We start from the raw sequence: 12,093 nt of genomic DNA, 5'->3' as shown, positions 1-12,093 counted from the left end.
CTAATTCCTACTATCCGTTATGCGTTTTTCGCGTTTTTAATATTATCAATAAATTGGTCAAACAAAGGTGCTACATCGTGTGGACCTGGACTCGCTTCTGGATGCCCTTGGAAACTGAATGCAGACTTATCGGTACGGGATATTCCCTGTAAAGAACCATCAAACAACGACTTGTGAGTCGCGACAAGATTATCCGGCAAAGAGTCCGCATCAACCGCAAAACCGTGGTTCTGTGAAGTAATCATCACTTTTTTGGTTTCCATGTCTTGAACCGGGTGGTTGGCACCGTGATGACCAAACTTCATCTTCACGGTTTTTGCACCACTCGCCAAGGCAAGTAATTGGTGACCTAAACAGATACCAAATACTGGAATATCCGTTTCTAACACTTTCTGAATCGCTTCAATTGCGTAATCACATGGCTCTGGATCACCAGGACCGTTCGATAAGAAAACACCATCTGGATTCATGGCTAACACGTCTTCGGCTGGTGTTTTTGCTGGTACAACAGTTAACTTACAACCACGGTCGGCAATCATGCGCAGGATGTTACGCTTGACACCATAATCATAAGCTACGATGTGAAATCCATTATTGGCGGAACAATCCGCATGACCTTTACCAAGTTCCCAAGAACCTTCTGTCCAGACATAAGTTTCTGGAGTCGTGACTTCTTTAGCCAAGTCCAAACCTTTTAGGCCGCTGAACGCTTTGGCTTTGGCAACTGCGTCGTCAGCATCAATATTTTCACCGGCCACAATCACACCAGATTGAGCACCTTTATCACGCAAAATACGGGTTAACTTACGGGTATCGATATCGGCGATGGCAACGACATTCTGTTCTTTAAGATATTCTGGCAACGTCTTTTCTGCTCGGAAGTTGCTCATCAATGGAGGACAATCCTTTACCACTAGGCCTTGCGCCATAATGCTTGGAGACTCTTCATCTTCAGCATTCACACCAACGTTCCCGATGTGTGGGTAAGTTAAAGTAACAATTTGTTTAAAGTAAGAAGGATCCGTTAGGATCTCTTGGTAACCAGTCAATGAAGTGTTAAACACCACTTCACCCGTTGTTTCCCCTTCCGCACCCAGCGAAGTTCCCCAAAAAAGGGTTCCATCTTCTAATGCCAGCAAAGCCTGTGTCATCGATTCATCCATCCAAAGTGATTTTGAAATTAGCTGATTATGATGGAATTTACGGCACATACAAAAAAACGGAGCCAGCCTCCAAAGAAGACTCACTCCGTTTTGATGTTGCTAAATGACCTTAATCATCCCGCTAAATACCCCGTAAATTGCCATTAACTGCTTAATTTCAGTCGCAAAAATTAATAACGCGGATTGTACTGCATTAGCTTGGCAAAGTCTATATTAATAACCGCATAAATTCGGCATTTATTTGGCATTTTCAAGATTTAACTTTGACCAGGCCTGGTGGCATTTTTTTATCAAATAAATACTAAAAAAACACCAAAAAAACACTGAAAAACACTTAAACGATACTGACCTTTTTCAAGTTATTTGCCGATATACAAACCTAATAACAATTTACATCAACCTAGAAATCCACTTGTGCCCATCAACGACTCAAATGTCCAACCAATTGGATTGATAGGATTCAACAAAATAACGCTGGCAATCGATTCGGTTCGACCAACCACGGATCCCTGCCTTACGCAGCAGTTGCTCTACAAACATCCCCTTATCAGGCAATTGCTCCCAAACAGAAGGTAAAAAAGTCGCCCTATAAGTCCCATCCGAGATAATCAAACCATCTTTATAAGGGGTCAACTTCTCTAACAAGGCATCCTTTGAGGAACACCCTTCAATGGGTTCTGGTGCTGTCAATACCGATATTTCTACCTCGATATGTTGCAACTCTTTTTCCGCCAAGGGTTTAAACCGTGGATCCCTAAATGCAGCTGAATAGGCATTGGCATATAAATCTTCCGCCAGAGATTGGTAAGCTTGCAATGAGCCGATGCAACCTCGTAACTCCCCATGTAAATGCAAAGTGACAAAGGTAGCTAACTTTTCATCGAATGGCGTTTGGGTGGCAATTTTTTCTATATCTATCATTGCATTGGATTGATTTAAACCCGATTCTATCGAGTGCTTCACGAGTTTAAACATCTGTTTACTGTTTTCAGCTATCTGATTCATCATCCCCCCCTTACGCCAAACCGTCATAAATAGCCCAAGCGCCATAACCGACTACACGCTGCTTATCACCCGCTGTATCGCCCGAGTTGATTAGATTGAGTTGCTCGATGTTTAAACCAAGTTTGGACTGCAATCTCAACAAAGCTTGAATCCCGATATAACCACAAGCGCGCTCACCATTAAGCGATTGCCACTTTACATTATTGATAAAGTCTGCAGTTTGCTGATCAATACGCTGCGCCTCTTCATAAGTATGAAAATGGCTTAAATCGCTACTGATGACAAAATAAACCCCTTTCTTAGACCATAGATACTCCATAATCTGACTCAACTTAGCGGAATCAACCCTACCGCTTAGTAAAGGTACTATTTTGGCTCCGGGTACGATACTCTGAATAAAAGGAAACTGCACTTCCAGGCTATGCTCTGGGGCATTTGCCTCATCCGAAAAACCGATTAAACCTCGGTCTATCAACTCGTCCCTTAGCGGGCAATCGACCTCAACCAGCCCCAAAGGGGTTTGTAAAGCATCGACACTGACTGTTGCCACCCCATTGAACGCAACCCTGTGTGCAGGGCCAATCACCACAACCGTTTTAATTTCTGTGTCTGTGTTCTGCCAATACTGATAGCCTTGTAATGCACTGCATCCTGAATAGACATATCCTGCATGAGGCACAATCAATGCACGAGGTGCCTTATCTTTGCTCTCATCTCTAACTGTAATTTGGCTATAACAGCCCTTTATGAAATCCTGTATTTCTTGTGCAGAATCAGGATAAAAAAGACCTGTAACCGCTGGAAAGCGAACATCCATAACCATAATTTCCTTGAATACTAATAACTTAGCTATATATATAAGAATATACTCAATATTTTCAAGGTAAATTACATGAAAGACATCGATTTAAGCCATGCTTCCATCATTCCGGTTGAACACTGGCATCAAGTCAACAACGACTTAATTCAATGTGACCTCTGCCCTCGCCACTGCCAATTGCACGAGAATCAACGAGGTTTTTGCTTTGTTAGAGGCCGAAAAAACGACCAAATGTGGTTAACATCCTATGGCCGATCCAGCGGTTTTTGCATCGACCCGATTGAAAAAAAACCTCTTAACCAATTCCTACCAGGGTCATCCGTCCTCTCCTTTGGAACAGCGGGTTGCAACCTGGCTTGTAAGTTTTGTCAAAACTGGGATATGTCAAAAGCGCGTGATATGGATCGACTACTCGATCAAGCCTCTCCGGAAATGTTGGCCGATGCCGCAAAAACCTATCAATGCGCTTCGGTAGCCTACACCTACAATGACCCTGTCATATTCTATGAATACGCGATCGATACGGCTTTAGCATGCAAGGAACAAGGGATCAAAAATGTCGCGGTAACCGCGGGATATATCAGCGAACAACCACGCGAAGAATTCTTTAAGGCGATGGACGCCACCAATATCGACTTAAAGGCCTTCAATGAACGCTTTTATCAAAAACTCACGGGAGCCAAATTACAGCCGGTTTTAGACACCATCGAATATGTCGCCAATGAAACCGATACCTGGATGGAATTGACCACCTTGTTGATTCCTGGTGAAAACGACTCGGAGAAAGAGCTTGCGCAAATGGCGGAATGGATTATTGAACATTGTGGCGACGAAGTACCACTGCATTTTACCAAATACCACCCTGATTACCGCATGATGAACAATCCTGAAACACCAATTGAAACCTTGGAAAAGGCGCGTAAGATTGCGATGGATGCTGGATTAAAGTTTGTCTATACCGGAAATGTACTCGATTTTGAAGGCCAAGCGACTTACTGCCCGAATTGTGGTGAAAAAGTGATTGAGCGTCAATACTACCAAATCACGGATTGGCAACTCAATAACGGCTGCTGCCAACACTGTAACACGCCTGTTGCAGGAGTTTATCAAGAGCAACCAGGTGATTGGGGAAATAAACGCCTGCCGATTCGTTTAAGCTAGTCAGGGAAGCGTTTTTCTTGCGATTCCCAGCGGATTTAAGGTAATCAATCGCCGCTACTACTCTCATTTAAATATTTACAACAAAACAGCCACTCACCAGGCCTGGTGAGTAGCTGTTTCTGTTTGCATAAAATTCAACGAATGCGTTTAGAGGTGTAATAGGTTTGTTGCCAATAACGATTCTCTAAACTGGAGATAGTCACCCCCTTGCTGGTAGAAGCATGGATAAACTTGGAATCGCCAATATAGATACCGTTATGTAACGAGTTTCGGCCGGTTTTAAAAAAAACGATATCCCCTACTTGTAGCTTTTGTTTGGACACATTACTACCCAATTTGATTTGGGTGCGAGTGGTTCTAGGGATGTTATAACCGAGCTTAGTACGGTAGGTATTTTGAACAAATGCTGAGCAATCCACACCATTCAAATCCGTTCCGCCATACTCATAGGGAGTCCCTTTCCATAAAGCATATTGCGAAAGAATCAGGTTCTTGACTTGATGGGTTTGTGATAAATCGACTTTTTTGGCGATTTTAATGGATTGGCTTTTTTGCGAAGGAGTGGATGAGCAGCCGAATAACATCAAGATGAAAACACTGACAACGCTGACTTTTAACAGATTGAACATCTTAATCCATCTACCTTAAGAACTTAACTTAAAGTGCATTCTAACAACAGAGGGTTTCAAAAGTAAATTACTAGCTACTTTTACTCCAATAGAATTCGAATCAAACAAATTGCAAAGATACAAAAAAGGCACTCAAATGAGTGCCTTTTGAAGATAACCAAACGGTTTCGGACAATATCGACAGTTAGCGCAAATTAAGCACATCCTGCATATCGAACAAACCTTTATCTTTATTTGCAAGCCAATTACAAGAACGCGCTGCGCCATTGGCAAAGGTCATGCGGCTAGACGCTTTGTGAGTGATTTCGACACGCTCACCCTCGGTAGCAAACAATACCGTATGATCACCCACAATATCTCCCGCACGCACAGTGGCAAAACCGATGGTATTCGGATCACGAGCGCCAGTAATCCCTTCACGGCCATACACCGCACAGGTTTTCAAATCACGCCCTAAAGTCTCCGCAACCACTTCCCCCATACGTAAGGCCGTCCCAGATGGCGCATCTACCTTATGGCGGTGATGCCCCTCGATCACTTCGATATCGTAACCTTCGTTCAACACCTCAGCCGCTTGCTTCAACAGTTTTAAGCAGAGGTTAACCCCCACGCTGAAGTTTGCCGCAAAAATCACCGCAATGCTCTCAGCCGCTTTATCGATGGCTGCCAGCCCGGCATCATCAAAACCGGTGGTGCCAATGACAATTTTTTTATTATTGGCAACACAGACCTCTAAGTTATGAATCGTCGTAGCAGGCGTTGTGAAATCGATTAAGACATCAAAATCATCGACTACCGATTCAATTGAGCCGACAATAGCCACTCCTAACTTACCAACACCGGCTAATTCACCGGCATCGGCACCAATCAAAGAGCTATCTGGACGTTCAATCGCTGCGCTAACCGTCAAACCTTGAGTTTGGTTGACCGCATCAATCAGGTTTTTTCCCATACGGCCCGAAGCGCCAATAATTGCTACTCTCATCTATTATCCTTTGCGATAGTTACCAGTGGTTGAGCGAATATTCTACTAATTCCAAGGCTCGTTTTTATCTTTTTTAGAAGATTTATCATCGTCATCATCGCCGGTGAAGAACGATTTAACCGAATCAAAGAAGCTATGGGCCTGCGGACTATGCTGCTTATGATGTTTACCTTGTAAGCTTTCATCAAACTCTTGCAACAACTCTTTTTGACGAGCCGTTAACTTAACTGGTGTTTCGATATTGACCAATACAATCATGTCACCGATATGGGATGAACGAACCGATTTGACCCCTTTACCAGCCAGTTTAAAACGTTGACCCGACTGAGTTCCAGCAGGAATCTTCAAGCTGGCTTTGCCGCCCAAAGTAGGTACATCAATCGCGCCACCCAATGCCGCTGTCGCGAAACCGATTGGCAGTTCACAATAAAGAGTGTTGCCGTCACGTTCAAAAATCGCATGTTTTTTCACACGAATACGCACATATAGGTCACCGCGTGGCGCACCTGGCTCACCCGCTTCACCTTCACCTTGCAGACGAATGCGGTCACCCGTATCCACTCCGGCCGGAATTTTCACTGACAGCGTTTTATGGTCATGGGTATAACCTTCACCACGACATTTTTTACACGGTGTTTTAATCAACTTACCAGAACCATGACAACTAGGACAAGTACGGTTCACCGCAAAGAAACCTTGCTGCATACGCACCTGGCCAGCACCATGACAGGTTGGACAAGTTTCAACATCGCTACCAGGCTCAGCACCGGAACCATCACAGGCATCGCAAATGTCTTTGGTTGGAATACGAATATCAACGGTTGTACCGGCAACCGCATCTTCAAGCGAAACTTCTAGCTCATACTGTAAATCTTGACCTGGTTGCGGCCCTCGATGCCCGCCAAAGCCGCCGCCGAAGATATCACCGAAGATATCCCCAAAGGCATCACCAAAACCACCTCCGCCGAAGCCACCACCATGGCCATGACCGCCTTCTAAACCAGCGTGACCGAACTGGTCATAAGTCGCTCGTTTTTGTGGGTCTGATAAGATTTCATAGGCTTCAGCCGCTTCTTTGAATTTGTTTTCTGCTTCTGCATCATCCGGATTACGGTCAGGGTGATATTTCATCGCCATTTTACGGTAGGCTTTTTTAATTTCACCTTCAGAAGCCGTTTTAGAAACGGATAGGATTTCGTAGTAACAGGTTTTACTCATCGATTTCTCGTTTTATTCTTTAATCTAATTAATATCAAAAAACTTTTTAACCACGAAGACACGAAGTCACGAAGTTTTTAAGATTGTTTTCGGATACAAACTAATTATTTAAATAGAAAAGCACGAAGACCTTTCCATTTTGATCAATTTAAATTAAATCCATCAAAACTTCGTGTCTTCGTGCCTTTGTGGTTAGCTCTAAGAATTACTTCTTATCGTCATTCACTTCTTCAAATTCAGCATCTACGATGTCATCGTCTGCATTATCTGTAGAACCTTGCTCTTGAGCTTCTGCACCACCGGCTTGCTGTTTAGCTTGCGCTTTTTGAGCCACTGACTGGCTAGCTTCCGCTAACTTAGCAACCGACTCTTCAATCGCCGCTTTGTCATCGCCTTTAATCGCATCTTCAACCGCTTTAACTGCCGCATCAATAGCTTCTTTCTCAGCTGAATCTACTGAATCGCCTGCATCTTTAACCATTTTTTGCGTTGCGTGAACCATTGCATCCGCTTGGTTACGAGCTTCTACAAGCTCTTTCATTTTTGCATCTTCTTCAGCATGTGCTTCAGCATCTCTTACCATCGCTTCAATCTCTTCTTCAGAAAGACCAGAAGACGCTTGGATTGTGATGTGCTGCTCTTTACCGGTATTCTTATCTTTTGCAGAGACATTCAAGATACCGTTAGCGTCAATATCAAATGTTACTTCGATTTGAGGCATACCACGTGGAGCCGCTGGAATCTCGTCTAGGTTGAACTGGCCTAAAGACTTGTTACCCGCTGCCATTTCACGTTCACCCTGTACAACATGAATAGTAACCGCTGATTGGTTATCTTCTGCTGTCGAGAATACTTGTGACTTACGAGTTGGGATAGTTGTGTTCTTCTCAATCAACTTAGTCATAACACCACCCATCGTCTCAATACCTAGGGATAATGGCGTCACGTCTAAAAGAAGTACATCGTTTACATCACCAGAAAGTACACCACCTTGAATCGCCGCACCCATTGCTACCGCTTCATCAGGGTTTACATCTTTACGTGGCTCTTTACCGAAGAACTCTTTAACCGCCGCTTGAACCATTGGTACACGTGTTGAACCACCTACCAAGATAACATCGTCAATTTCAGAAGCAGAAAGACCTGCATCTTTAAGTGCGATTTTACATGGCTCGATTGAACGTTTAACCAAATCTTCAATCAAAGACTCGAACTTAGCACGCGTGATTTTCATGTTTAAGTGCTTAGGCCCAGTGGCATCAGCCGTTACGTAAGGTAGGTTGATGTCAGTCTGCTCACGTGAAGAAAGTTCGATTTTCGCTTTCTCTGCCGCTTCACGAACACGCTGTAGAGCCAACTTATCTAATTTAAGATCGACGTTCTGGTCTTTTTTGAACTCTGACGCGATGTACTCAACAATCACGTTATCAAAGTCTTCACCACCTAAGAAAGTGTCACCGTTTGTAGAAAGTACTTCTACTTGCTTCTCACCATCAAGGTCAGCCACTTCAATGATAGAGATATCGAAAGTACCCCCACCTAAATCGTAAACGGCGATTTTGCTGTCGCCTTTGGCCTTATCCATACCGTACGCAAGTGCCGCAGCCGTTGGTTCGTTGATGATACGTTTAACATCAAGACCCGCAATCTTACCGGCATCTTTAGTCGCTTGACGCTGAGCATCGTTGAAGTAAGCCGGAACCGTGATGACCGCTTCAGTCACTTCATGACCTAGATAATCTTCAGCCGTTTTCTTCATTTTTGTCAGTGTTTTAGCAGAAACTTCTTGTGGAGAAAGTTTTTTACCATCTACTTCAACCCATGCATCACCGTTATCTGCCGCAACGATTTTGTAAGGAACCATGTCCTTATCTTTTGCGACAACCGCATCATCTGCACGACGACCGATTAAACGCTTGATTGCGAATAACGTGTTTTCAGGGTTTGTTACCGCTTGACGTTTAGCTGAATCACCAACTAAAACTTCACCATCCGCTGTATAACCAACGATAGAAGGAGTTGTACGTGCACCTTCAGCGTTAGGGATAACCTTAACGTCTTTCCCTTCCATTACTGCTACACATGAGTTGGTGGTTCCTAAATCGATACCAATAATTTTAGCCATTTGATTCACTCCAAATTGCAAACTTAGTTACCAGGCCTGGTGGCTTTGAACTTGACCAAGGCGGGTAAAAAGTTAATTCTTAAAATAATGTTTAAATTGTTTGTTGACTTGTATATAGGGCTGTAAAAACTGCTTTCAAGTCTAAAATTGTTTTTTTTTGGTAATTTTCAGCAGAAAGTTTTATTAACGTATTATTCCGCTGATTTTTTACCTGAAACTTCACTTACTGAGCCACAATAACTCGCGCGGCACGAACTAAACGCTCATTCAAGGTATAGCCTTTCTGAATGGTATCTACCACCGTATTGGTTTCATGATCTGGCGACGGAATCATGGTCATCGCTTCATGCAATTGCGGGTCAAACTTCTCTCCAGTTGGATCAATGCGTTCTACATTGAATGATTGCAACACATCAAGCAGTTGCTTAAAGGTCATTTCAACCCCTTCACTGATGCTTTCGATGGTCGCACCCTCTTTACCAGCCGCTTCCATACCCATTTCCATAGAGTCCATAGCCGGAATCAATGCATTAACAAACTTCTCCAATGCGAACTTATGGGCACTTTCCACATCCAAACGGGTACGACGACGCAAGTTTTCCATATCGGCCTGCACACGTAACGCCATATCTTTATGCTTTTCAGCTTCAGCACGCGCTTCTTCCAGCAGTGCCGCAATATCTTCTTGAACGGTTTGCTGGGCATCCTCTAAAGCATCATCCGCTTGCTGAATCGCTTCTTCTGCTGTTGGAATTTGTTCTTCAGTTTGCTGTGTCTGTTTTGTATCGGTCATTGACTTACTTCCTATTACATTCCACCACGATTTAAGTGGTCACGATTTTAATAAACGGTTTATAAATTCTGTTTTTACATTAGTGCAAATTATGTGGTGTTGCAGCCCTACTTTTTCAAGAGCGAACCTAAAATTTTTGCTGTCATATCCACCTTCGGCACGACTTTTTGATAATCCATGCGGCTTGGACCAACCACCCCAAGCACTCCCATCACTTCACCGTCAACTTCATAAGGCTTGGTGATGATACTGCAACCGCTATAGATTTCACTGCCGCATTCTTGACCGACAAATACTTGTACACCCTGTGCCTGCATGCTTTTATCCAGCAAGTTGAGCATTTCGGAGTGTTGATTGAATGCGTTGAACAACGCCTTAAGTTTTTCTGAATTGGCGAGTTCTTGGTAGTTAAGCAGATTGGTTTTACCTGAAACCAAAAACGGCATTTTCTGCACCAACTGCTCTTCCAAAACATGGTCGGTCGCCTGCACAATAGATGACATAAAACTATTGGTGGTCGAACGAATGCTATCCATTCTATTCATGAGAAATTGTTTGGCTTCGGCCAGATTTTTACCTAAACACTGTTCATTTAAAAAATTGGCGGTTTTTTGAAGCTCATCACTACTAATCGGTTGCTCTAGTTCAATAATACGGTTTTGCACATCCTGGTCATTAAAGACCAACACCACCAATACCCGGTTAGCGCTCAACGAGATGAAGTCAATATGCCTTAAGATTTCTTGCTCTTTTTTTGGCATTAACACCAAACTGGTCATACCGGTAATACCCGATAGAATCTTGGAAGCACTCTCCATCAAGGCATCCTGATTTAAGCCAACTGCCAGCTCATGGCGAATACTCGCCTCTTTTTGACGTGACAACGGCTGATAGGTCAGCATGGAATCGATAAAAAATCGATAACCGACTTCGGTTGGAACGCGTCCAGCCGAGGTATGTGGAGCATGAATCAACCCCATTTTCTCAAGGTCGGCCATCACATTTCGAACCGTTGCTGAACTTAATCCAATATCGGGCAGTTTAGCCAATGTAGTTGACCCTACCGGCTTACCATCATTAAGGTATAATCCCATTAAGTTTTTAAACAATAGTTGTGAACGGTCGTTTAACATTTCAGCACTCTCAATACTAGACTGCTAAATTATAGGTGCCTAAAACGGTTATTCAAGACTTAGTTCAATATTTATTTAAGCCTCTCAACAAGAAAACATGCTGTGATAGGCCTTTTTGGATGGATTAGAAAATGTTTCAGAATATTGGTATTTTTGGAAAGTACACAGGTAATCAATGTTGGGACAACATTGAAGTGCTGACTGATTTCTTACTCTCTAAATCACGCACTGTTTATTTAGATAAACCATCTTGTGAAAAATTTCCAAGGCACGAACAAGCCCCGCTTTTAGAACGCGATGACTTACTCGAAAAAATCGACCTTGCGATTATGGTCGGTGGCGACGGTACTTTTTTAGATGTGGCGCGCAATATTGCCGATTACGACATTCCCATTCTAGGCATCAACTTAGGTCGTTTAGGGTTTTTGACCGATATATCACCCGACGACATGATAAACACCATGGAAGAAGTGCTTTCTGGGGTTTACCAAGAAGAGCGTCGTAATGTATTAAAGGTCAGCGTGTATGAAGATGGCAAACTGATGTTTGAAGAACGCGCGATTAACGACGTGGTCATCCATAAAACCGACTCACCTCGTATGATTGAGTTTGAAACCTTTGTGGACGGCCGTTTCTTGAATAGCCAGCGTTCTGATGGGATGATCATCTCCACTCCAACTGGTTCTACGGCCTATGCCTTATCTGCCGGCGGGCCGATTCTTGACCCGAATCTTGATGCGATTTCATTGGTTTCGATCAACCCGCATACGATGAGCACACGCCCTTATGTGATTAGCGGTGATAGTGAAGTTGAACTGCGTGCCCATGAATATTGTGATAAAACCGCACAAATCATTTGTGACGGGCAAATCACACATGATATTTCACCGATGCACCAAACCATTGTAAAACGTAATCCACATTACTTAAGGTTATTGCATCCTAAAGGCCACGATCATTTTGAATTGCTACGCGCCAAACTCCATTGGGGTGATAAGCTCTCCTAGCATTTAGTGAATAAAGTAGCTTGCAACGAGCGTGAAAAATAGAATAATCTACCA

11 protein-coding genes are annotated in these 12,093 nt (G+C 43.4%); 2 read left to right on the top strand and 9 right to left on the bottom strand.

Annotated elements, in window-relative coordinates; all coding sequences use genetic code 11:
* Positions 1-17 precede the first annotated feature (17 nt).
* From carA to amrB, 3 genes are all read right to left on the bottom strand, one after another.
* Complete coding sequence (carA, locus tag L6421_RS04585; RefSeq protein WP_375540386.1) at positions 18-1,163, bottom strand: glutamine-hydrolyzing carbamoyl-phosphate synthase small subunit; 1,146 nt, start codon at positions 1,161-1,163, stop codon at positions 18-20.
* A gap of 429 nt (positions 1,164-1,592) precedes the next feature.
* Positions 1,593-2,168: an AmmeMemoRadiSam system protein A gene (amrA, locus tag L6421_RS04580; RefSeq protein WP_237264019.1), complete on the bottom strand. Its 576-nt coding sequence runs from the start codon at positions 2,166-2,168 to the stop codon at positions 1,593-1,595.
* A gap of 10 nt (positions 2,169-2,178) precedes the next feature.
* Positions 2,179-2,985 (bottom strand): AmmeMemoRadiSam system protein B, encoded by an 807-nt coding sequence (gene amrB / locus L6421_RS04575; protein ID WP_237264017.1) that lies wholly within the window; start codon positions 2,983-2,985, stop codon positions 2,179-2,181.
* A gap of 75 nt (positions 2,986-3,060) precedes the next feature.
* Between amrB and amrS the strand changes: the two genes are divergently transcribed.
* On the top strand, positions 3,061-4,149 hold the full coding sequence (amrS, locus tag L6421_RS04570; RefSeq protein ID WP_237264016.1) for an AmmeMemoRadiSam system radical SAM enzyme: 1,089 nt from the start codon (positions 3,061-3,063) through the stop codon (positions 4,147-4,149).
* A gap of 134 nt (positions 4,150-4,283) precedes the next feature.
* On the opposite strand, the gene L6421_RS04565 is transcribed toward amrS, so the two are convergent.
* From L6421_RS04565 to hrcA, 6 genes are all read right to left on the bottom strand, one after another.
* Complete coding sequence (locus L6421_RS04565) at positions 4,284-4,778, bottom strand: C40 family peptidase (RefSeq protein WP_237264015.1); 495 nt, start codon at positions 4,776-4,778, stop codon at positions 4,284-4,286.
* Positions 4,779-4,962: 184 nt separating this feature from the next.
* Positions 4,963-5,763, bottom strand: a complete 801-nt coding sequence (dapB, locus tag L6421_RS04560; protein ID WP_237264014.1) for a 4-hydroxy-tetrahydrodipicolinate reductase — start codon at positions 5,761-5,763, stop codon at positions 4,963-4,965.
* A 45-nt stretch (positions 5,764-5,808) separates the two neighbouring features.
* Positions 5,809-6,981, bottom strand: a complete 1,173-nt coding sequence (gene dnaJ / locus L6421_RS04555; RefSeq protein ID WP_237264013.1) for a molecular chaperone DnaJ — start codon at positions 6,979-6,981, stop codon at positions 5,809-5,811.
* Positions 6,982-7,186: 205 nt separating this feature from the next.
* Positions 7,187-9,106 carry a molecular chaperone DnaK gene (dnaK, locus tag L6421_RS04550; protein ID WP_237264012.1) on the bottom strand — a complete coding sequence of 640 codons (1,920 nt, stop codon included), beginning with the start codon at positions 9,104-9,106 and terminating at the stop codon, positions 7,187-7,189.
* A 223-nt stretch (positions 9,107-9,329) separates the two neighbouring features.
* On the bottom strand, positions 9,330-9,899 hold the full coding sequence (gene grpE / locus L6421_RS04545; protein WP_237264011.1) for a nucleotide exchange factor GrpE: 570 nt from the start codon (positions 9,897-9,899) through the stop codon (positions 9,330-9,332).
* Between the two features lie 107 nt (positions 9,900-10,006).
* The gene (gene hrcA, locus L6421_RS04540; protein ID WP_237264009.1) at positions 10,007-11,032 is read right to left on the bottom strand and encodes a heat-inducible transcriptional repressor HrcA; all 1,026 of its coding nucleotides are present in this window, start codon (positions 11,030-11,032) and stop codon (positions 10,007-10,009) included.
* 131 nt (positions 11,033-11,163) lie between these two features.
* Between hrcA and L6421_RS04535 the strand changes: the two genes are divergently transcribed.
* Positions 11,164-12,039: an NAD(+) kinase gene (locus tag L6421_RS04535; protein WP_237264007.1), complete on the top strand. Its 876-nt coding sequence runs from the start codon at positions 11,164-11,166 to the stop codon at positions 12,037-12,039.
* Positions 12,040-12,093 lie beyond the last annotated feature (54 nt).

This window comes from Thiomicrorhabdus immobilis, assembly GCF_021654855.1.
GTDB lineage: Bacteria > Pseudomonadota > Gammaproteobacteria > Thiomicrospirales > Thiomicrospiraceae > Thiomicrorhabdus > Thiomicrorhabdus immobilis.
Note: the sequence above shows the minus strand (reverse complement) of the source record. Positions and strands in the feature narration are given on the sequence as shown.

Excerpts from the sequence above, each read along its gene's own strand:
- carA (WP_375540386.1), bottom strand. The coding sequence starts at position 1,163 with ATGGATGAATCGATGACACAGGCTTTGCTGGCATTAGAAGATGGAACC.
- amrA (WP_237264019.1), bottom strand. The coding sequence starts at position 2,168 with ATGAATCAGATAGCTGAAAACAGTAAACAGATGTTTAAACTCGTGAAG.
- amrB (WP_237264017.1), bottom strand. The coding sequence starts at position 2,985 with ATGGATGTTCGCTTTCCAGCGGTTACAGGTCTTTTTTATCCTGATTCT.
- amrS (WP_237264016.1), top strand. The coding sequence starts at position 3,061 with ATGAAAGACATCGATTTAAGCCATGCTTCCATCATTCCGGTTGAACAC.
- L6421_RS04565 (WP_237264015.1), bottom strand. The coding sequence starts at position 4,778 with ATGTTCAATCTGTTAAAAGTCAGCGTTGTCAGTGTTTTCATCTTGATG.
- dapB (WP_237264014.1), bottom strand. The coding sequence starts at position 5,763 with ATGAGAGTAGCAATTATTGGCGCTTCGGGCCGTATGGGAAAAAACCTG.
- dnaJ (WP_237264013.1), bottom strand. The coding sequence starts at position 6,981 with ATGAGTAAAACCTGTTACTACGAAATCCTATCCGTTTCTAAAACGGCT.
- dnaK (WP_237264012.1), bottom strand. The coding sequence starts at position 9,106 with ATGGCTAAAATTATTGGTATCGATTTAGGAACCACCAACTCATGTGTA.
- grpE (WP_237264011.1), bottom strand. The coding sequence starts at position 9,899 with ATGACCGATACAAAACAGACACAGCAAACTGAAGAACAAATTCCAACA.
- hrcA (WP_237264009.1), bottom strand. The coding sequence starts at position 11,032 with ATGTTAAACGACCGTTCACAACTATTGTTTAAAAACTTAATGGGATTA.
- L6421_RS04535 (WP_237264007.1), top strand. The coding sequence starts at position 11,164 with ATGTTTCAGAATATTGGTATTTTTGGAAAGTACACAGGTAATCAATGT.